At 57.2% G+C, this 21038-nt stretch carries 21 protein-coding genes and 1 pseudogene; 18 read left to right on the forward strand and 4 right to left on the reverse strand.

The features are described 5' to 3' along the window. Positions 1-9: 9 nt before the first annotated feature. The 9 genes and pseudogenes from GA0061102_RS20360 (at position 10) to GA0061102_RS33895 (ending at position 9052) form a co-directional block, all read left to right on the forward strand. Positions 10-804: an ABC transporter permease gene (locus tag GA0061102_RS20360; protein WP_092852612.1), complete on the forward strand. Its 795-nt coding sequence runs from the start codon at positions 10-12 to the stop codon at positions 802-804. A gap of 153 nt (positions 805-957) precedes the next feature. Next, the gene (locus tag GA0061102_RS20365; RefSeq protein ID WP_092852614.1) at positions 958-2370 is read left to right on the forward strand and encodes an NAD(P)/FAD-dependent oxidoreductase; all 1413 of its coding nucleotides are present in this window, start codon (positions 958-960) and stop codon (positions 2368-2370) included. Next, a complete protein-coding gene (locus GA0061102_RS20370; RefSeq protein WP_092852616.1) occupies positions 2367-3584 on the forward strand; it encodes an NAD(P)/FAD-dependent oxidoreductase in 1218 nt (405 codons plus the stop codon). The genes GA0061102_RS20365 and GA0061102_RS20370 overlap by 4 nt, the downstream gene beginning before the upstream one ends. Further along, entirely contained in the window at positions 3585-4979 is a 1395-nt protein-coding gene (locus GA0061102_RS20375) for an FGGY family carbohydrate kinase (RefSeq protein WP_092852618.1), read from the forward strand. Positions 4980-5034: 55 nt separating this feature from the next. Further along, positions 5035-5394: a DUF1937 family protein gene (locus tag GA0061102_RS20380; protein ID WP_092852620.1), complete on the forward strand. Its 360-nt coding sequence runs from the start codon at positions 5035-5037 to the stop codon at positions 5392-5394. 34 nt (positions 5395-5428) lie between these two features. Beyond that, positions 5429-6946, forward strand: a complete 1518-nt coding sequence (locus tag GA0061102_RS20385) for an amino acid permease (protein ID WP_092852622.1) — start codon at positions 5429-5431, stop codon at positions 6944-6946. Positions 6947-7340: 394 nt separating this feature from the next. Next, positions 7341-8501, forward strand: coding sequence for an MFS transporter (locus GA0061102_RS20390; protein ID WP_092852624.1), 1161 nt, complete (start codon positions 7341-7343; stop codon positions 8499-8501). Positions 8502-8604: 103 nt separating this feature from the next. Next, a pseudogene (locus GA0061102_RS32665) lies at positions 8605-8725 on the forward strand (glycerol-3-phosphate ABC transporter ATP-binding protein); the annotation flags it as partial. Positions 8726-8920: 195 nt separating this feature from the next. Continuing rightward, positions 8921-9052: a hypothetical protein gene (locus tag GA0061102_RS33895; RefSeq protein WP_280949835.1), complete on the forward strand. Its 132-nt coding sequence runs from the start codon at positions 8921-8923 to the stop codon at positions 9050-9052. Positions 9053-9536: 484 nt separating this feature from the next. On the opposite strand, the gene GA0061102_RS33580 is transcribed toward GA0061102_RS33895, so the two are convergent. Then, a complete protein-coding gene (locus GA0061102_RS33580; protein WP_245298078.1) occupies positions 9537-9776 on the reverse strand; it encodes an AraC-like ligand-binding domain-containing protein in 240 nt (79 codons plus the stop codon). Positions 9777-9906: 130 nt separating this feature from the next. Here GA0061102_RS33580 and GA0061102_RS20410 point away from each other — a divergent pair, with 130 nt between their 5' ends. After that, a complete protein-coding gene (locus tag GA0061102_RS20410; RefSeq protein WP_092852630.1) occupies positions 9907-10353 on the forward strand; it encodes an alpha/beta fold hydrolase in 447 nt (148 codons plus the stop codon). A gap of 232 nt (positions 10354-10585) precedes the next feature. Here GA0061102_RS20410 and GA0061102_RS20415 read toward each other — a convergent pair whose 3' ends face one another. Both GA0061102_RS20415 and GA0061102_RS20420 read right to left on the reverse strand, forming a co-directional pair. Continuing rightward, positions 10586-11860 carry an extracellular solute-binding protein gene (locus GA0061102_RS20415; protein WP_159432180.1) on the reverse strand — a complete coding sequence of 425 codons (1275 nt, stop codon included), beginning with the start codon at positions 11858-11860 and terminating at the stop codon, positions 10586-10588. Between the two features lie 283 nt (positions 11861-12143). Continuing rightward, complete coding sequence (locus GA0061102_RS20420) at positions 12144-13094, reverse strand: alpha/beta fold hydrolase (protein ID WP_159432181.1); 951 nt, start codon at positions 13092-13094, stop codon at positions 12144-12146. A gap of 378 nt (positions 13095-13472) precedes the next feature. On the opposite strand from GA0061102_RS20420, the gene GA0061102_RS20425 reads away from it, so the two are divergent. From GA0061102_RS20425 to phnL, 8 genes are all read left to right on the forward strand, one after another. Then, on the forward strand, positions 13473-14222 hold the full coding sequence (locus tag GA0061102_RS20425; protein WP_159432182.1) for a glycerophosphodiester phosphodiesterase: 750 nt from the start codon (positions 13473-13475) through the stop codon (positions 14220-14222). A gap of 38 nt (positions 14223-14260) precedes the next feature. Further along, positions 14261-15538, forward strand: a complete 1278-nt coding sequence (locus GA0061102_RS20430; protein WP_092852636.1) for an extracellular solute-binding protein — start codon at positions 14261-14263, stop codon at positions 15536-15538. A gap of 179 nt (positions 15539-15717) precedes the next feature. Then, positions 15718-16158: a phosphonate C-P lyase system protein PhnG gene (phnG, locus tag GA0061102_RS20435; RefSeq protein ID WP_159432183.1), complete on the forward strand. Its 441-nt coding sequence runs from the start codon at positions 15718-15720 to the stop codon at positions 16156-16158. Beyond that, on the forward strand, positions 16155-16742 hold the full coding sequence (gene phnH / locus GA0061102_RS20440; RefSeq protein WP_092852640.1) for a phosphonate C-P lyase system protein PhnH: 588 nt from the start codon (positions 16155-16157) through the stop codon (positions 16740-16742). Before phnG ends, phnH begins: the two co-directional genes overlap by 4 nt. A gap of 4 nt (positions 16743-16746) precedes the next feature. Beyond that, a complete protein-coding gene (locus tag GA0061102_RS20445; protein WP_092852642.1) occupies positions 16747-17865 on the forward strand; it encodes a carbon-phosphorus lyase complex subunit in 1119 nt (372 codons plus the stop codon). Between the two features lies 1 nt (position 17866). Continuing rightward, positions 17867-18739 (forward strand): alpha-D-ribose 1-methylphosphonate 5-phosphate C-P-lyase PhnJ, encoded by an 873-nt coding sequence (locus GA0061102_RS20450; RefSeq protein ID WP_092852644.1) that lies wholly within the window; start codon positions 17867-17869, stop codon positions 18737-18739. 20 nt (positions 18740-18759) lie between these two features. After that, positions 18760-19518 carry a phosphonate C-P lyase system protein PhnK gene (phnK, locus tag GA0061102_RS20455; RefSeq protein WP_208858676.1) on the forward strand — a complete coding sequence of 253 codons (759 nt, stop codon included), beginning with the start codon at positions 18760-18762 and terminating at the stop codon, positions 19516-19518. Between the two features lies 1 nt (position 19519). Then, positions 19520-20227, forward strand: a complete 708-nt coding sequence (phnL, locus tag GA0061102_RS20460; protein ID WP_092852648.1) for a phosphonate C-P lyase system protein PhnL — start codon at positions 19520-19522, stop codon at positions 20225-20227. Here phnL and phnF read toward each other — a convergent pair. Further along, positions 20212-20952, reverse strand: a complete 741-nt coding sequence (gene phnF / locus GA0061102_RS34080; protein WP_092852650.1) for a phosphonate metabolism transcriptional regulator PhnF — start codon at positions 20950-20952, stop codon at positions 20212-20214. The genes phnL and phnF overlap by 16 nt on opposite strands. Positions 20953-21038: the final 86 nt, after the last annotated feature.

The following is a 21038-nucleotide window of genomic DNA, read 5'->3' on the forward strand; positions in this document are numbered from 1 at the left end:
GTTCACTTCATGCACGCGAACATGGGCAGTCTTTCCTTTCGTATCCTGGTGACGGTGCTGTTCATCTATCTTCTGGCACCCGTGATCCTCGTTTTCCCCCTGTCATTCAGCGGGGACGCGGTTCTGGCTTTCCCGCCGTCAAGTTGGGGTGTCCGCTGGTACACCGCTCTCCTGGACGACAGGAGCATGGCCGTTGCTTTCGGTACCAGCCTCGCGCTGGCAGTCATCGTGACCGTGCTCTCGGTAGTGATCGGCCTGCCGGCCGCTTACGTTATCGTCCGAAAGCGTTCGGTGGTGACTGACATCTTATTCAACATCCTCACCGCGCCTCTGTTGCTGCCGACGATCGTTCTTGGTCTGGCGATACTGATCGTCTTCGCTTCCATGGGACTTCTCGGCAATTTCTACGGGCTGGTGGTGGCCCATCTGACAGTAACGCTGCCCTACGCGTTGCGGGTTCTGACAACATCGCTCGGCGGCCTCAACCTGACAGTCGAAGAGGCCGCGGCCAGCCTCGGAGCGAAGCCTTTGGCGGTTTTCCGGCGTATCACATTGCCGGCCATGAGGCCCGGAATGATTGCCGCCGCCGCGTTATGCTTCCTCGTCTCCTTCGACGAAGTCGTCATAACGCTTTTCCTGGCGGGGCCACGCATGACGACATTGCCAGTGGAGCTCTATCGTCGGGTGGAAATGCAGGCAGATCCGCTGGTGGCCAGCGTTTCCGTGTTGCTCATCCTGCTCACGCTGGCGGTGGTGTTGATTGTCGACCGTTCCCTGGGCCTTGGCAAGACGTTCGTCAAGTAATGGCTACGGCTGGCCCGACAGTCAAATTTGTTGAAATCCACACCCAAACTCGTGGCACGACAGATATTTGGAGAACTTTTTACGTTGCCATTTGTTTCGGTCATGTTATTTGTGGATTCGGTCACCAAATGACCGAAATGGAAGGAAACGGCGATGGTCGGTGTGACCGAACCGAACTCTGAAATGTATGATGTCGTGATTATCGGTGCCGGTGTCGTTGGTTGCGCAGTCGCGCGGCGCTTCGCGCTCGCCGGTGCCCGCGTCGTGCTGATCGAAAAGGGCGCGGATATACTTTCTGGCGCCTCCAAGGCCAATAGCGCGATCCTTCATACCGGCTTCGACGCCCCTGCCGGCAGCCTCGAACTGGAACTGGTGCAAGCCGGACGGCAGGAATATCTTGAAATTCGCGAGAGCCTCAACCTGTCACTCGTGCGGACCGGCGCACTCGTCTGTGCCTGGAACGATGTGGAGGCCAGCAAACTCGAGACGATCGAGGCTGAAGGACGCGCAAATGGTGTGACAGAGCTTCGGCTGCTGGATGCAGGCGAGACGCGGAACAGCATGCCTGGCCTTTCCACCCGCGTGGTTGCGGCCCTTGAAGTGGAGGGAGAGCACGTCATCGATCCCTGGTCGGCGCCGCTCGCCTATCTGACCCAGGCCATCGCACTCGGTGCAAGATTTTTGCGCAGTACCGAATTGCTGAAGGGCAACTTCGACGGTGTCTGGACGCTCGAGACGACCTCCGGGACCCTATCGGCTAGTGCGGTCGTCAATACTGCTGGCCTATACGGCGATGTCGTGGATCTGCGCCTTGGGTTCGAGCGGGAATTCGAAATCCGGCCGCGCAAGGGGCAGTTCGTGGTACTGGACAAGGCCGCGTTTGCCCATGTGCCACGCATCGTGCTTCCTGTTCCAACGGAGATCACCAAGGGTATCGTCGTGTGCCCGACGGCCTTCGGCAATGTTTTGATCGGTCCGACTGCAGAAGAGCAGGAGGACCGGGTGCGCGCCACAGTCGAGACGGAGACATTGGAAGCGCTTTTGAAACGTGGCGCTGAAATTGTTCCCGCGCTTGCCAATATGCCCGTCACCGCGGTCTATGCTGGCCTGCGGCCCGCAACCGAACAGAAAGCCTATCGCGTCAAGGTCCGTGGCGAACAGCGCGCCATCACGCTCGGCGGCATTCGCTCGACAGGTCTCAGCGCGGCACTGGGTCTGGCCCAGCACGCGGTGAAAATGCATTCGGCGTTTTCGGACGCCCTCGATCCACCGGCCTCGGTGCCCAATATCACGGTACCTAACCTGACCGAAACCTGCGAACGCGACTGGCAGCGACCGGATCACGGTCAGATCGTCTGTCATTGCGAGCTGGTGACGAAGCGTGAGATCGAGGCCGCGCTGGCGAGCCCGGTACCCCCGGGCGATTTCGGAGGCCTGCGTCGCCGGACCCGTGCGGGCATGGGCCGTTGCCAGGGCTTTTACTGTAATGCCCATCTTGCCGCGATGACGGAGGGAAAACTTGCGACGCCGCTTGCGGCGGATATCGGACAGGAGAAGCGAAAATGACCGCGGACGTCATTATTGTCGGTGGTGGCCCATCGGGTGTATCCGCAGCGCTCGAACTGCGTCGGCGTGGCATCAAAGAGGTCGTGCTTCTTGATCGCGAGCCCGAACTCGGCGGGGCAACGCGCCATTGCAGCCATTCTCCCTTCGGCATGCGCGAATTCGGACGGGTCTATTTCGGTGGTGCTTATGGCCGTCGCTTGCACAAAGAGGCAATCGCTGCCGGCGTCGACATCCGCACAGGCCACTCGGTCGTTGCGCTTGGCGACGATGCTAGCCTTGAGGTGACAACGCCGCATGGCCTGCAGACGCTGAAGGCCAGGCGATTGCTGGTCGCGACCGGAGCGCGGGAAAAGCCCAGATCTGCGCGTCTCCTGACGGGTGATCGTCCGATCGGCGTTGTCACGACCGGTACTTTACAATCTTACGTCGCTTTTCACGGCCTGATGCCGTTCCTGCGTCCTTTGATCGTGGGCTCTGAGCTCGTTTCTCTGTCCGCTGTTCTTACCTGTTTGACGCATGGGGCACGGCCGGTGGCGATGATCGAGCAGGAACCGCATGCTTTGGCACGTGAACCCCTGGCCTGGTTTCCGGCCCTTGTGGGGATTCCATTCTATCGGTCCACCGAACTCGTCGACATCAAAGGGCGCGCCCGGGTAGAGGCCGTGACTATCCGCAGGAATGGAACGTTGGAAACCCTTGATTGTGACGGCGTACTCCTCACCGGCCAGTTCACACCCGAATCGTCGCTCTTCCTTCAATCTGCCATGGGCGTCGATACAGGTAGCAGCGGCCCCGTGGTGGACCAGGATGGTCGTTCAGCCAACCCGCTGTACTTCGCGGGAGGCAACGTGCTCAGAGCGGTGGAAACCTGTGGGTGGGCATTCAGAGAGGGGCGGGCGGTCGGCGCTTCACTTGCGCTCGACCTTAAGCGCGACATCGGCCCGGCAGATTTTGTGCCAGTCACGTTCGACGATCCCGTGAAGCTGGTCGTACCGAACATCTTGCGCCGCTCCAACTTGGAGATGGTCGCATTCAGGCAATTTCAATTGCGATTCGTTCGTCGGGCCTTCGGGACCCTTTCTCTGGAAATTGAAGGCAAGGTGATTTGGTCGAAGCGGGGCCAGTGGATGCCTGAGCGGAGAACCCAGGTCCCGATACCGCCAAATGCGCAAAAGGCGCAGCACGTCCATTTTGGTTTTAAGGAGGAATTGTGAATGCGCGTTGCTGCAATTGATCAGGGAACCACATCGACACGCTGCCTCGTCGTGGAAGAGGGGGGCGAATGGCGCGTTGCGGGCAGCCACCGCCATGGGCAGCACCATCCTGCTCCTGGCTGGGTTGAGCATGATCCCGAGGAGTTGATCCGCAATATCGAAGCGGTGCTGCAAGCCGCTGGGCCGGTCGACGTTATTGGTATCGCCAACCAAGGTGAGAGCTGCCTCGCATGGGACGCAAGGACGGGAAAGGCATTGTCGCCGGTGATCGTCTGGCAGGACGCCCGCACTGCAGACAACCTGGTGAAACTCGATCCGGCGCTTGAAAAGCGTTCCAAGGAGGTTTGCGGCCTTCCGCTGGACCCTTACTTCTCGGCGAGCAAGCTTGCGTGGCTGATCAAGAACGTTCCTGCCGTGGCGTCCGCCCTTGCGCAAGGGCATCTTCGGCTCGGAACAACCGATGCCTTTTTCCTGGACCGCCTGTGCGGCTCCTTCACCACAGACCTCGCTACGGCCTCGAGAACGGGACTGCTTGATCTGAAGACCGGTCAGTGGAGTTCGGAGATGTGCGAACTTCACGGTGTTCCAGTCGGGTGCCTGCCGAAGATTTCTACTGTAGACGGCGACTTCGGGAAGATCGGCGACACGCCGGTCAAAGTCTCGATCGTGGATCAGCAGGGTGCGCTATACGGTCATGGTTGCCGAAAGCCCGGCGACTGCAAGATCACTTTCGGAACGGGTGCCTTCTTGCTCGCCGTATCTGGCAACGAGCGACCTCCGGAATCCGACCTCCTGCCCACGGTCGCATGGCACCGAAACGGCGAAAACGTGACCTATGCCATTGAGGGCGGCGTCTACGACGCCGGCGCGGCGCTCGAATGGGCGCGCAACATCGGCTTGTTCTCAGCGTTGGAGGAGCTTGGCGTCTTTGAAGGGCCTTCCGCACTCAGCAGGGGCATTGTCTTTGTTCCGGCCTTGTCGGGATTGGCGGCGCCGTATTGGGATCGCCAGGCTGCGCCTCTGTTCGTCGGCATGGACCACTCCACGGACCGACGCGACATGGTGCGCGCCGTTCTCGAAGGCATAGCAATGCTGACCGTCGGTTTGATCGAAGCTGCATCCAAGGTCACGGAGCTGGGAGACAGCATCTCGATCGATGGCGGCCTGTCGCAAAGCTCGTATTTTGCCCAGTTCCTGGCGTCGGCAAGCAACCGGACGATTACGGTCCCTCCCATGCATGAATTGACCGCCTTGGGGCTCGCTGAGCTCTGCGGCATCGATGTGGGGGCTTCCCGAGCCGCGGCGGTGACGTTCAAGCCAGACGGCACTGTCACGACTGAGGATCACCGCCGGTTTAACCACGCGGTGGAACGGGCAAGAGGATGGAAGAACTGAACTAGATAGCCGGAACGCTCAGCGTTCCGTCCCTTACAATTTAACGGAGCTTAACATGCGGAAGATCTTTCTCGCGTGCCCGTACGGGCACGCCGATAAGACTGTTGTCGAACAACGTTTTGAAATCTCGAACGCCGTGGCTGCCGCGATCGCGCGCTCTGGATCGGTCGTCTTCAGCCAAGTCTCGATGTCTCACCCCATAAACAAGCATTTGTCCGATCTGGACAAGGCGGGCATCGGCAATCTCTGGGCGCCGATCGATCAAGTGTTCATGGACGCCATGGATGAACTGATCGTCATCGACGAGGTGGGCTGGAAGGAAAGCGCCGGTGTCGCCCGCGAGATCGAATTCTTCAAAATCCGGAACCGCCGCGTCAGTCTTTGGAGCGAGGTCACGAGCGAGTTTTCCGCGTGACCTTCTAGCACCCTGACAATAGAGGAGGAAATAAATGGAAAATAGAGGAAAGATCCAATCCTGTGGCACACAGCCACAAGGAAGCGAACACGACACGCTCAAGCGTGACGTGACGCCATTTCAATCGTTCGCGGTTGCGTTTGGCTTCGTATCGATCGCAACGGGTATCTTCACGGCGTATGGAGCTATGCTTTCAACGTCCGGACCGGTCGGTATTTGGACTTGGCCCATTGTTGTAGTTGGCCAGCTTATGGTGGCCTTTATCCTCGGCTCGCTTGCAGCGCGCATTCCGGTCACAGGCTATGTATACCAGTGGGCCTCCCGTATCACCAATCCCGTGTTCGGCTGGATCATGGGCTGGATCAGCTTCACCTTCCTCGCAGTGGTCCTCTGCGCCGTCGACTATACGATCGCATCGACCGTCTTGCCCGTCCTTTTCGGATATGAGGGAACTGCAAACAATGCCTGGCTGATCACCAGCCTGGTCATCATCGTCCAAGCAGGGATGATCGCGTTCTCAACCAAATTCACCCAGAAGTTCAATGCGGTCGCCGTTACCATTCAGCTCGTGGGTATGATTGGGCTCATAATCCTGCTCTTCACAGTTGGCTACATCAACAATGAGCTCGACTTCGCCAATCTCTTCAGCACGGGGAAAGTTAGCGCGGAAGGCTACTATTCCTTCGGCGGACTGACGAGTGTCGGGCCGTGGATCATGGGCACGCTTCTTGGCGCGTTCACGATTGTCGGCTTCGAGTCCGCTGCCAACTTGGCGGAAGAGACCCGCGAACCAGCGCGTGTGGTGCCCAAGGCAATGTGGCAGGCGGTACTCAGCCTCGGCATCATCGGCATGCTTTTCCTGATCGCGGTTACCGCCTTGTTGGGCGACCCAACCACTCTTGAAACTTCCGGCACACCGACCGCCGACGTCATTGCGCGGGTACTTGGTCCGGTACTCGGAAACTTCCTGCTCGTTTTGGTCGTCATCTCAATCTTTTCCTGCGGCCTCGTCATTTTGCTGAGCGGTACGCGCCTCGTCTGGGCGATGTCCCGTGACGAGCGATTCCCTGGTTGGCAGCAGCTCCACAAGATCAGTCCGACGTTGAAGACGCCTGTCAACGCCACCATTTTTGTTGGCTTGATCGGCGAGGTGGTCCTGGCGATCTTCTCTCAGGACACCGACGCGTTGTTCGTCCTCTTTTCAGCAGCCACGCTGCTTCCAGCGATCATCTATGCGGTATCGGTGCTCATGTACGCCTTGAAGCGCAAGGAGCTTCCCCCGAGCCACGGATTTACGCTTGGCGCATGGGAAGGTCCGGTGCTCATTTTTGCCATCGCCTGGCTCGCTTTCGAACTCGCCCTATTCCGCGACGCGTCGTTCGCGAAGCCGTGGTTCTATGTTGCGGTGATGTTCGCACTGGGCGCTGTCTATCTCACGTATCTCCTGGCAACGCGAGGCGCAAAGGGTATGAAGATGCCTGAACTGATCGCGATCGATTCAATCCTCGATGCTGATCGCGGGGCCGACTTCAGCGCGACTCCTGCTGAGTGACATTTAGGGAGCGGCGCGGATCTTTCGCGCCGGTCTCGCGGATAGAAGTACCTGACTACCGCGCGTTGACCATTGTCCCGCATTCAGCTAGCGTCTTGTTCATGGAAATTCGGTCAGTGATTCTTGTGGTGGTAGGAATGCGCATGGGCAGAGTGGCGTAACCACTCGGCGGAAGCACCCATGCGCGGTAAGCAGGCTCCTGACGGGGCCTTTTTTATGCCCGAGGTTTGTCGTTTCCGCCGCCCAGCCCAATAAGGCGGAAAATTGGTCCTCAGCCAAGGCCCGAGGCGCATCTCACCCAAGCCGCCAATGAATTTAGAGCTATGGAAAGCGGGCGTCCGACCGGTCTCAGGATTATCCCGCGCCAAGCCGTCAAAGCGATAAAATTTGCGTCATGAAATCAAATACGGCCCTCCTGGTCATAATCTCATTCTTGTCATTTCTGTTTGTTGGGTTTGGAATTGTTCTGCCGTCATGGGTGGCATTTCATATCGGAGGCTCGCGGCTGGTCGGCCTCGTTCTGTTATCGTCCAGTGTAACAGCCCTGGTTCTCGCTCCCTTGACGGGACATATCGTTGATCGGCGCGATAGGCGGAAAGTGGCCATGTTCGGCCAAACCGTACGCGCGGGTGCGCTGTTGCTGGTTGCCCCGGCACCGTTTGCGGACGGCATCACCGGTGCACTCTTGTTAATGGCCGCGAGTGGACTTGGTTCGCTGGGATACTCCCTGCAGGACGGAGCACTATCCGGACTACTGCAGGCCATCGTCGCTCGGGAGAAGCGGGTTGCCTTCGTGATGAGGTTGTCCATTGCCCGCCAGGTCGGCTTGGCCGCCGGCACCGGGATCGCGGGACTATCGATCGCCTGGTTTGGGAGTTCGGCGAGTGCCGTCGGCTTTGGCGCCATGGCTACCGCTAGCATGATTTTGATCTGGATGATCGAAATGCCCGATCGTCAAAACAGGTCGTCTCCGCCCAAGGGAGTCCTAGCTTCTTCACGGGAAGCCTTGGCGTATTTGGCAGAAAATCCGACCTGCCTTGTTGCGTCTGTCACTGTGGGTGTGTCCTTCGCCGTCATCAAGATCACCAATCTGCTGCTTCCCGGCTTCGTCGTGCGTGCACTGAACGGGGATAGCAGCTTGTTCGGCACGCTCGAAATGGTGGCGGCCATCTGCGGAACAGCAGCGGTCGCTATCGCAAGCCTGCCTCGGTGCATTCGCTACATCGAGAAGCACACCCTGCTTCTTCTCACCATGACCGGCTTTTCCCTGGTGGTATTTTCGCTCGTGACGACACCCTTGACTGCCATCATCGTCTATAGCCTTGCGGGCATGGCGTGGAGTGTTACGCGATCAGCCGCGAACGGACATTTGCTGAGCGTGACGGATACGGACGTCGTCGGGCGGGTTCAGGCGTTCACGACGCTTTTGACCGGCCTGTTCGGGATGGTGATTTTCCTCATGCCACTCGCAATGCCCGAAACTGCAGAGGCCACCTTGTACCTTGTCTGTGGAATCGCCGTTGCGATAGCCGCGATTACCTTGCGAATGGTGTGACCGACCGACTGATCGCGTCACAAGAGACGGAGCTCGTGCGATGAAAACCTGAAGAATTCTGTGGCGGGCCATTCGGCTAAATGACATTGAGTGCGAAGCAGCCGTCTATGTGACGCACTTCCAGTCGGAAGCGATGACCATGTCGGACCGGGTGGCGGTGATGCTCGAGGGCAACCTCTTGCAGATCGCCCCGCCGGCGGAGATTTATGCCGACCCGCAGGATAACATCGGATATCTGCCAAACAACCAAGTTACGGTCGAGACGACCGAATTCCTGGGTAATTATTACAAGAATTATGTCAACCAGGCAATAAGTGCGAAGCGTTAGCTTCCCAGCAACGAGATCCTCCCTCTGGGCGCATGTTCACTGGAACATCATTCGTCGCCACGGCAACGACCCGCTCCCGGAGGATTCCATTTTGACGCTCGATCGTAAGCTGATCGAGTCGTACTTTCTCCCCGGCGAGGAGCTTGCGCAACTCAAGGCTGACATTCAAAGAACCCTTGCGAGCCTCGCGAAGCGTGATAGCTTCGAGATCATGCCGGGTTGACGATGAGATAACTGCCAACCAAATGAGGTGGCAATTACCGTATTTCGAATGGAGCTCAATGCCTGTCCCCCTCCTGGCGAACTTAGCCGCGCGCCAAAGTGGCCGACTTTTGCGCCGCCCTATGGCCGGTTTTTATTCCGCCATTGACAACCCTTTGGAATGCGCGTCATTTATTGACATCTCTCCCGAAACCAAGCGTTGATCCAGGCGATACACTAATACCCTCGAGCCCCGTGGGGCAGTGTAGTTAATCTTCACTACAATTTTTGTTCGCCCATACACTCTGACGATGCTGCACCTGACCCTGACACGGGGCGGCACGGCCGAGTTCGTCGGAGAAACGATGCGGCACGGTTTCCAGGAGCAGGCTGGTTATGGCGTTGGTTAGGTTCGACAGCGCCTGCGGCGATTGTCGCAATCCAGCGTCCCGCGCCAATCCGCTAAAGTTAGCCTCGTCAAGATCCTTTAATATTAGGCCTGATCCTTAGGTCAGGTCGATAGAGGGGTTGAAGTCGATTGGACCGCGGGCAGGCGTCTCGAGCATTCCACGCAGTCGGTTGATCATTTCCTTCTGTTCGATGATCATCACCAGATGTTGGCGTGGTCCGACAAAGCGGACGTCGCTATCGGCTATCCCATCGGCAATGAGTCCATTGCCCGGCGTCGACTCGAATGTTTCGTTACCGCGCTTAAGGCTTGCGTTGCCTTGCAAAGGGAAGAACACAACGAATTTCCCACTGTCTGACTCCCGTTTGCACCAGAAATCTCCTCTATAGGAGCACGTGAGGCCAAGCTCTAATCAACTTTGGAGTAAATTCTCAGTGGCAGGTCACCACGAATTCGAGGATATTGCGATGAGCGAGTTTGAACGCCGTGGGGCGGCGGATGCGCTCGCAGGATCGCGAGAAATGGTCGAGAGACAACTCCGCTACGGCTTTAAAAGTGAGCTCGAATGGAGAATTGGAAAGTTCGCGTTGGCCGGACCCTATCGGAAAGGAGTATCTGCGGAAGAAGCTCTCGCGGTCGCCGCCGATCCCTCTCGGAAAATCGACATCAAGGTACATAAACGGCTTTGGATGGGCACTGATTTTGATGTCCGTCCCCAGATCAGCGGACTCACATCGAAGCTGCTCGCAATTTCGGGAGAGTTGGACTGGCTTGTCCCGCCGAGCAACAAGGATGAACTGCTCAGCCTGAAATTGGACGCGCGATACTTCGTTGTGCCGAGCGTGGCACACAATGCCCATTATGCCGCCCGACAAATCGTTCTTAACGAGATCGAGGACTTTCTTTCTTCTTAACGGCGGGGCAATCAACGCCTCCGGTCACGCAGGTAACCGGCAACGGTGGCAAAAATCTATCGATCAGCCGGTCCCGTCGCACCGAGGACCATTATCTTCGATGCGACGGCCAAACACTCTTCAGGTCGAAAGAAGTGGTTTCCGCCCTATCGAACATAGCATAATGGGAAAAGCGATCTCCACGCTTACAGTGTTGGATACGGCCGAGGTGCACGGGGAAATCGCCTTTAACCTAAAATCTGGGGCAGGCGCCGGGTAAAAGCTTTTGAACCTCGTTTGCCATTTTCGGTAAGGTCGTCTCTGCGGTGGTACGCCCGCTCGCTACGTCGTTGATGTGGTTTTGGATGACATCGACGATCTTGGCACTGTTCTGGCCCGACCAATTGTACCAACCCGTCATGAACGGCAGCTCCAGGATAGCCGCGTTCAGATTGGGGCGCTTATCAAAATACCCCTTGAGATATTTGTCGTCCCGCAGCGCCAAGTCGTTTCCTGGTAGGTAGCCGGTGTATTCTGTCATAAGCGTCTGGCCTTCAGGGCCTGTTACGAACTTGACCCATTCAAACGCTGCTTTCTGTCTTGCCGGGTCTTTTGCGAGAATCATGGCGACGGAGCCACCGGGGGGTAGCCGACCTTCTTTTGCCGGAATTGGTAGCGGCGCAGTCTTCACCGTGAACTTTCCGACAGCTTCCTTTTCGAACCGCGCGACCGAACCGTTAGACGCCATATAAATACCGAGCTTTCCGGCGGAAAACGCCTGTCGGCCTTGTGCCCAGCCCATGTCGGGCATTCCGGACTTGCGGAAGGCCTGCAGTTGTTCGAGCGCCCATTTTCCGTGTTCGTCGGAGAACGATACCGTGCAACCGTCAGCAGATCCCATGGAACCTCCGGCGCTGTTGACAAGCGCCTGGTAACCCCAGTTTCCGCTCAAGTCGTGCGGATAGACAAAGCCGACAACGCCTTCGGCGGGATCCGTCATCTTTTTTCCAAGTTCGACGATAGCGTCCCAGTCACGCGGGAAGGTCGCCATGGACCCGCCGGCCTTTTTCAACAGGTTCTCGTTGACATAAAGGATCGGCATGGCGAGTGTGAACGGCAAACCGTAGACCTTGCCTTCAACTTGGCCGACCGCCAGTGTCGATGGCGTGTAACCGAGTTGCGCCCACTCTTGCTTATTCGAAACGAACTGGTCCAGTTGGACGGCCTGATTCTTTCCCGTCAGAACCCGAAGTTGATTAAGGCCATTGAAATAAACATCGGGGGCTTCGTTGATGAGCGAGTCACGCAGAACTTGCACTATGCCAGTGTCATAGGTTTCCGCAGGTTGCTTATATTCGATGCTGATATCCGGATGTTTCGCGTGGAATTCGCTCGCGAGCTGTTCCAAAACCTCCTTGTATTGGCTTGGAAATGCATACAGCACTGCGAGCTTAGTTTCCCCAAAGGCCGAGTTACAGAAGCCAATCGTCACGGCTATTGCGGTCAAAAGCAATTTGGCTGATTTCATGCTTATCTTCCTAAAGAAGGGCGCGATGGGAGGGTGCAGCTGACACACCGCTTTGAAGTTCGGCTTCAACATGATGCTCTGCAATGCTATCGAGTCCACAGATGACCCGTCGATGACAGTAGTTTCGACAACCATGTAATTTGTCTAGCGATTGCCGCGGCGCATCTCCTTGAAAAGGCGTCGAGCTCATGTCGCGCAGCAAGCCGCAGGACAGGCTGATGCAAACAGACTGGCTCGCCGATATTTGAGGCCGTGTTCACCAGCGGCTTCCTGGTCGAGACCTCTACTGAGGGAGCGATTCCAGCCAGTCGAGTACGATATCAAGGATCTGATCCGAGTTGGAATCGCTCATCGGACAATGAGTGTTTCCGAATATGTCTTCTTCCGGAAGGTCAAGCCACCTGGATTGAGGATGTCTGGGAAAGTTATCAAAACCTGCCCGCGCACGACGCCAGTGCGTTTCCCAGTGGTCATGACCGGCTATGTTGTCGGCGAAGATCTGCAGGACCGGGGTGTCGCGTAAAAGATTGTTTGCCATCCCGATCTCCCAAGGTGGAGCAAAGCCAGGTTCGACAAGGCAGATTGCGCGCACCAAGTTCGGCCAGCGTCTCAATGCTTCGTAGGCGTAAAGTGCCGCTGAACTGTGGGCGACGATGGCACATGGGCCGACACGCTTCACAAGCTGGTTATAGGCATTGATGTTCATCTCGTCCATATCGGTCCATCGAGGAACGATAAGCCTTGTAAAACTGTCAAAGTTCTCGACTGGGAACTGGCTACCTGTAAATGCCCTTCGCGAAGAATAAGACTGTGGCGTCCCGATGCGGAACAATGACCACGCTTCGCCCTTCGAGCGGAAAATCGGTTGCTTGTTATAGAGGCTAGGCAGATGCGCCCAAGACGAACGGCCCATGCCTACCGCATCGCAGCAGAAAACGTCGTGGCCGCGTTCTAGGCTGCGCGTCATCCAACCTGGCGCTCCGTCCGCGTTCTGTTCCCATACGGATCCAGTCAGTCCTCCGCCGTGCCACAGCAACAGTGGGATTGGGGTCGTCGGTTGTTGGAGACGGAACTCCTGTACATAAATGTGCCCCATATCAAAGTCCCCGTTCGTATCCGCTATGAACGGTGTCTCTTGCTGCTGAAGTTTCAGTTCGTGAACGCGCTGGCCGGAAACGGTCTCAACGACGCTGCCGATGGAAAAGCTTGTCATTTTCGAAATCCAAAAGGCCATTTCGCCATTCCTGCGTAAAAAGAACACCATCGTTCTATTGCTCGATGATATCCACGTCGCAATCGACACATCGTTTCGACGAGTTCTTTGCCTCAACAAATCGCCGTGTTGTCCAGTTCTCCGTCACCCAAATGTCATTCCCTGTCTGACTTCGCTGTCCATAGGCGGGCGATATCCCGCCAGATGCGGGCTGCCATTCCAGCACATGCGAGCCTGCTTCCGGTGAAATACGCATTCCATCGGTGGAACTGTTACGGTCTTTGAGCAGACAAGTTTCAAGGTTGTCGGGATGGGTGTCACAGAAGGTTTATCGATCGTGGCGATACCGAGCCGCAATTCTTCCACGCTGGTTGTGTCTTCTTAGAAAGGAACACACTCTTGTCCATATGGTCACCTTTGCCGCGCAAACTGCAGCGGCCTTTCGTTATCGCTCACCGCGGCCTGCCGGAAATCGCGCTTGAAAATACAAGGCGTTCCTACGAGCTAGCGCTCGAAGCCGGAACGGACACGGTGGAAACCGATGTGCATGTCACCGCCGACGGACGCGTGGTTTGCCTCCACGACGAGGATCTTCTGCGCGTGGCAGGATCCGATCTTCGCATCCAAGAGGTGACGATCGAGGAGGCCCGGGCTGCGTTTCCGGCCTTGCTCGAATACGAGACGTTTCTGCAGATGACCGGCGACATGCCGGTGATGATCGACACCAAGGGTGCAAGCGTCGAGGATTTCCAGGTGATCGCCGGCGTGACCGAGCGCGCGAGCCTGACGGAAAGGATCATTTTCACGGCATACACGTTCGAGCTCGCCCGTGCGATCCGAGCCCGTTTTCCTGAAGTCGCAATATCGATCCATGCAAACAGGGGGCTGGATCCGCTGAAAATGGCAAGCGAGGTCAAGGCGAGCTGCATCCGCCTCCTCGCCAGCGACTACGTCCCGGATCATATCGCCAAGCTGCATGCGCAAGGCTACGCCACGATTGCGGTTGCCGCACCTCTCTCAAGCACACGGACATCGACCAGTCCCGATGCGCTGCGCGAAATCGCCAAGCTCGGCATTGCCGCCATCATCACCGACCGTTGCGATTGGGCGATGGAGACCCTTGCCGCCACGGATTCGAACCAAGCTTAGGTCAAATTCGGCAGTCAATCCAGAAACGGAGAATTGTCATGAATCTCAATCGTCGAAGCTTTTTGATGACCACCGCCGTTGGCGTTTTGGCCAGCACCACAGTATCGGCATTTCCCCAAGGGGCAGGTGGTGTGAAGCTAGGCGTACAATATGCGTATGCGAGCACCTATGATTCGATCATGAAAGAGATCGTAGCCAAGTTCGCAGTAGTTCGTCCTGACATCCAGGTAGAAATCGTGGCAGCAGCAACGGACTACGGCGACCTCGCACAAAGGACGATGCGTGCCGCGATTGCGGGTGGTATGCCAGACCTGACGATAGGTGGCCTGAACACCGTCGAACTTCTTGCCGAGCGCAAGGTCATCGCGCCGTTGAAGCCCCTCATAGCAAAAGAAGCGGATTGGCAGGCCTCCGGCTACACGTCCTCTATCCTAAGTCTTGGCAGCGTCGCCGGCGAACCCTATTGCCTGCCATTCACTATTGCGATCAAGAGCGTTTACTATAACCTCGAGCTTGTAAAACGTGCCGGTGGTGACCCCGAAAACCTGCCCAAATCCTGGGATGAAGTCATCGCGCTTCAGAAGAAGATTCAGGCGCTTGGTAACGGCATCAACGGGCTTTATGCCGACTATTATTTTGACGACAATAATTTCTGCTTCCATTCCTGGGTGCAAGCACAAGGTGGTTCGATCGCCACCCCTGAGGGAAAGGTGGCTTTCGGCGGCAAAGAAGGCCTGCAGGCTCTCAAATGGCTACGTGGTTTCGGTGAAGCCGGCATGATCGACATGACCGTGTCGCAGGCCTATCAGGCCTTCACCGCCGGAACATTGGGAATTCTGATCGCGTCCAGCTCGCGCATCACCCAGTTGACCAATGGTACAGGCGATCGCTTCCCGATCAAGGTTGTCGCATTTCCTCGTTCGGAAAACGGCACAATCCCCGGTGGCGGCGCGAGCGTAATGATCCATGCGAAGAGCGATGCAAAGCTCCAGGCTGCGTGGGAGTTCGCCAAGTTCGTCACTGGACCGGTCGGCTCGACCGAAATGGTGCAGCGCGCTGGGTATCTTCCTGGAAACGACCGCGTCATCAACGACGAGCGGTACCTGAAATCGTTCTACGACAAGAGCCCTGCTCAACGCACGATGGTTGAACAGCTCCCGCTCCTTACCAAGTGGTATAACTGGTCGGGCGAAAATGCTTTGAAAATACCGATAGTGATCCGTGATCATATGCAACAGGTCGTCGCGCTCAAGAAGACGCCGGAAGAAACTATCGGAAAGATGGTGTCGGATGTCCAGGCTCTGTTGAAGGCTTAAACATTGTAGAAGGTTTTCTCCGACCGGGTCTGGCTGGGGAAAATCCGTCAAGACCCGGAATTGCAGCATGCTGAGCCCCGGGTTCCGACCAAATTGCCAGCCCATAATGTTCTCTTCAAGGACATAAGGCGCTGGGCTCTAAAGCTAGGCGATATCAGATGAATTTAATTGGAAAACACATGAAGCGCGCGCAACGCATATCGACGCTCGCATTGGCATCGCCAAATGAATTGGATGACGTTTGGAAGATGGTCGAAAGCGAGCCTCGGTTTCAATGGATTACCACCCCCGAATTCGCCTCCACAATGGTGCAGGGTCGGGTCACAGCTGATGGCCAGCCATTCAATCTGGGAGAAGTCGGCATAACCAGATGCGTCCTCCAAATCGCCGACACTGAAGTGGTTGGCGCGGGCTACGTTATTGGGCGCGCCCGGCGCCGGGCGACACTGGTGGCTCTGATCGACGCCATGACCCAAATCGATAGTGAAATTTCCAAAAGCCTCCTTCAGGCGATCTCAAAGCTTCCGGAAAAGCGTGAAGCGCGTCGCCGCACAAAGGAACAGGATGTGGCAGAAAGCAAAGTCAGCTTCTCGATCACGTCGGCAGGTATCAAGGCATGACAACGACACTACCTTCAGCCGGGCTGACTGATCCAGTCCACGATTCCCAACGGATTTTCCGTAAGATCTTGCAAGCCATGGCTCGGCCCGGCCTGCCGCGCGCATTGTCGGCCGAAGCTCAACCACCAGGCCCGATGAGCGCTACCATCGCAGCCGTGGCGATCACCTTGTTCGATAGCGGCGTCTCCGTCTGGCTTGATGCCTATCACGACAATACGGCAACGAGGTCCTACCTCGAACTTCATACGGGCGTACGTGTCGTAGATCGGTTGGAAGAGGCCGATTACGCTATCGCAAACGGTGCGGCAAGCATACCGTTCGAGCGTCTGCGGCCGGTGGATCCGCGTACGCCGCATACCGGCACAACCGTGATATTGCATGTCAATTCCTTGAGGCAAGGTGACCGTGTTCGTCTGACCGGCCCCGGCATTCGAAGCGATATCAGCTTGCTTGTCGATGGGTTGTCTCCCGATTTCTGGGCAGACAGGCATCACCGACAAAACGAATTCCCCCAAGGCGTCGATTTCATATTGGCGGATCACCTTTCGATCTGCGGTCTGCCGCGCACGACAAGGAGCGCCTGAAACCATGGCTCAGACAATCAAGGGTGGTGAAAGGGCCATTGCCGCGACCCATAAGCTGTTGGCGAAACAGCGTCGTGGCGATCCATCAATTCCCGAGATCCATGCCGTGGCCATCCGCGAACAACTCGGGTTGGCCGTGGACCGGGTCATGGCCGAAGGATCGCTTTATGCCCCTGATCTTGCTGCGCTCGCTGTCAAGCAGGCGCAGGGAGATCTCGTGGAAGCCGCCTACCTCCTGCGCGCCTATAGAGCCACCTTGCAGCGCATCGGCACATCCAAGCCGATCGACACGACGAATATGGTGTTTCACCGCAAACTCTCGACGACGTTCAAGAACGCACCGGGTGGCAACATCCTTGGTGCGACCTACGACTGGACGCACCGGCTGTTGGATTTCTCCCTGATTGGCGAAAGCGAGCTTCCCGAGGAAACGTCTGAGGACGCCTTCTCTGAAACAGAGGGGACATCTCCCATTACAAGCCAGAGTTTCTCCGGCACAGCCATGACACGTTTCATGGAACCGACGGCGGAACCGATGGGGATGAAGGTCGCGGACATCACCGAGCACCCTCTTTCGTTCCCGACAACAAGAGACGCGCGACTGCAGGCCTTGGCGCGCGGTGACGAAGGCTTCGCTGCCGGCCTTGCCTATTCAAGCCTGCGTGGCTTTGGAAGAATGCACCCTTTTCTTTCAGACATGCGGATTGGTGACGTCGTCATCTCTCTCGAAATCCCGGAGATCGCAGAAACGGTCGCGATCGGCGAAATCGTGGTGACCCAGTGCGAGCTGGTTGCTAAACGGGTAGGTTCTGGAACGGAAGAAGATCCACCGCGCTTCATCAAGGGCTACGGGCTCAGTTTTGGACGTAACGAGCGCCGGGCAATGGCTATGTGCATCCTCGACCTCAGCATGCGCACAAGAGAATTCGGAGACGAACCGAAATATCCCGCGCAAGACGAGGAGTTCGTCCTGCTTCACCTCGACAATCTCGATTCCTCTGGTCTGGTCCAGCATTTCAAATTGCCTCACTACGTCGATTACCAGGCGGAATCGCTTTCGATCGCGGAGCTGCGCGCTAGCGTCGCATCCCTTGACGAAGAGACAGAAGAGGAGGCCATTTGATATGATCCCTGAACAAGACGATGATTTTTCCGACGACTATAATTTCGGCTACCTGGATGAAAAATCCAAGCGTGCCATCAGGCGCGCCTTGGTCAAAGCTGTTGCGATACCGGGCCACCAAGTTCCGTTTTCCAGCAAGGAGATGCCTCTCCCACCCGGCTGGGGAACCGGAGGGATTCAAGTGACGGCATCGCTGATCGGTCGAGAGGATCGCCTCAAGGTCATCGACCAGGGTGCCGACGACGCGACCAATGCGACGAGTATTAGAAACTTTTTTACGCGAGTGGCCGGGATCGAAACTACGACGGAGGCCAAGACGGCGACAATCGTACAGACAAGGCATCGTATTCCCGAAACCGTTCTCAGCGACGAGCAGATCCTGGTCGTGCAGGTCCCAACACCTGATCCTCTGCGGCGTATTAATCCTCGTGTGAATGAAACCAGGACGATGCACGCCTTCGGCGATTATGGTCGCCTCTACGTCGTGCTTTATGAGGATCTTGCCCGGCACGGGCAGGTGTCGACATCGTTTGACTATCCTATCCAGGTCAATGGCCGATACGTGTCCTCGCCATCGCCAGTTCCGAAGTTCGACAATCCGAAATTTCACCAGAACCCTGCGCTCGTGCTGTTCGGCGCAGGCCGCGAGCGGCGCGTTTATGCGATACCGCCTTACACCGATGTTCGCAGTCTCGACTTCATCGATCGCCCGTTCACCGTGCAGAAATGGAATGCCACCTGCGTCTTGTGTGGTTCCGACCACAGTTACCTGGACGAACTCGTCACCGGCGACGACGGCCAGGTGCAATTCATCTGCTCCGATACTGATTATTGCGAAACGCGCCAGGCGGAAGCTTCAGGAGACGCTCAGTGACGTTTCACGACAATAATCTCATCCTGCAGGCCCGTAATGTCGCCGTGAAATTCGGCAACGTGCATGCATGCAATGATATTTCCCTGGCAGTCAGGGGAGGAGAGGTCCTCGGCATCGTCGGCGAAAGCGGTTCCGGGAAATCGACGCTGCTGCGGTGCCTTGGTGGGCAAATGCGGCCGGACGCCGGTTCCGTGGAAATCATGTCGAGAAGAGGGCCGATTGACCTGTGGCAGGCGGACGAACTCGCACGAATACGCCTGATGCAAAGTGATGTCGCGCTGGTTCACCAAAACCCGCGAGACGGATTGCTGATGCATATCTCGGCGGGGGGCAATATAGCCGAGCCTTTGCTGGCCAGTGGCGAGCGGCGCTACGAAGAGCTGCGAGAGAAAGCGGCGGATTGGCTTGAGCGTGTCGAACTTCCGGGAAATCGATTGAATTCGGTACCGTCAGTGTTTTCGGGCGGTATGCAGAAGCGCCTTCAGATCGCACGTTGCCTGGTCACCAATCCTCGCCTTCTTTTGATGGACGAGCCGACCGGCGGTCTCGACGTATCGGTTCAAGCTCGACTGCTCGACCTTCTGCGTCAACTTGTTCGGGAATTGCAGATTGCCGCTGTCGTCGTTACTCATGATCTCGCCGTCGCGCGCGTACTCGCTCAGCGACTCGTCGTCATGCGCCGGGGAGGCGTCGTCGAAACAGGACTGACCGACCAGATCCTGGAGGACCCGCAGCATCCCTACACCCAGCTTCTCGTCGGAGCCGCGCTGAGGATTTAACATGGCATTGCACTCTGACGACACGCTCATTCTCCGAAACGCATCCAAGCGCTTTCATCTTCATGAACGGGCGGTGGAGCGTGATATTTTCCGCAACGTCTGCCTTTCGGCGCGCCAGGGCGAATGCCTCGGCCTCGCCGGCCGCTCCGGCACGGGCAAGAGCACGCTGATGAGGATGATCTACGGTACCTACAAGGCGACATCGGGAGAGATTCTGGTCCGAAGCGCGGACGGTTATGTTGATGTTGCTTCCGCTGATCCATGGACGGTGATCGGCCTGCGCCAATCGGTGCTTGGCTATGTCAGCCAGTTCCTGAACGTCCTTCCGAGGATTTCGGCGCTCGACGTGGTGGCTGAACCGCTGCGATCTCAAGGTGTGGACCATACGGTTGCCGAGCGCCGTGCGGCCGAAATGCTGGAGCGTCTTGATATCGAGCCATCGCTGTGGACCCTTTCTCCGCTGACGTTTTCCGGTGGCGAACAGCAGCGCGTGAATATCGCGCGGGCTTTTATCAATCATTACGACATCCTGCTTCTCGACGAACCGACCGCCTCGCTTGATGCAGTCAACCGTTCGCGAGTGATCGAGATCATCGATGAAGCTCTCGCACGGGGATCGACGATCGTTGGGATATTTCACGACCAGGAGACATCCGACAGAATTGTCACCCGCAAGATCCAGCTCTCCGACTTTCAGGGGGCTGTATGAGCGAGGTCGTAATGGACCGTCAGCTCCACGGCGGATGCAACGAAACGAGCGATGGAGAGCTGAACGGGACTGCCGTCTGGATCAACACTGTAGTTGACGCTTTGAAGGACTGGACGCGTCATGGGTTGGCGCAGATGCTTAGCATCTTTCTGATTGGGCATTTTTGCAGAGATGCGCGACTCGACATGCCTGAGTTCATCTACACCGAATGCTTTGAGGGCCGAAGTCACCGACCCTTGCTCGGCGATCCTGTCGCCAATTCCTTCGAAGCGCGGCAACGGGTAGAAATGGGTCGTGACGGAGACCGGACGATCATCGACGAGACGCAATGTCTCGACCCGTTCGACAAGCGTCCCGATATTGATTCCGAAGGCTCTTGCTACATGACGGGTCGCTCTAACCCTGCCCGCCCCAAGGACCATACGCCCGCTTTGCTTGCCCCGGATTTCGGAGGTGCGGCTGAGGCGTGCGCGCGAATTCATGCGGTGAACCAGCATCTGTTCCTGCACGAAGCTTCCCCGGCCCTGCTCGGAGCGCACGATACCTCTTTCTTGCAGGCGTGCGATCGCGCGCCGGATCGTGTGCCGGTTTGCGCCGAAGTGCGCCGCAAGTGCGGCTTCCGTTGGAAGTTTCTCTCCGGGAGCGAACCGTCCCTTGCCGATGCCTTCTTCCAACTCGATGAGTATCTTGCGCCAGAGCGGCAACATATCGTCGGAATTTCTCATTTTGCATCCAGGGCGGCTAGCACACGCTTTGCGAGGCGGTTCCCGCTTTTCCCGCTGATCTCTTATGGCAGCAGCCAGAAAAACGA

This window comes from Martinezella miluonensis (assembly GCF_900094545.1).
Lineage (GTDB): Bacteria > Pseudomonadota > Alphaproteobacteria > Rhizobiales > Rhizobiaceae > Rhizobium > Rhizobium miluonense.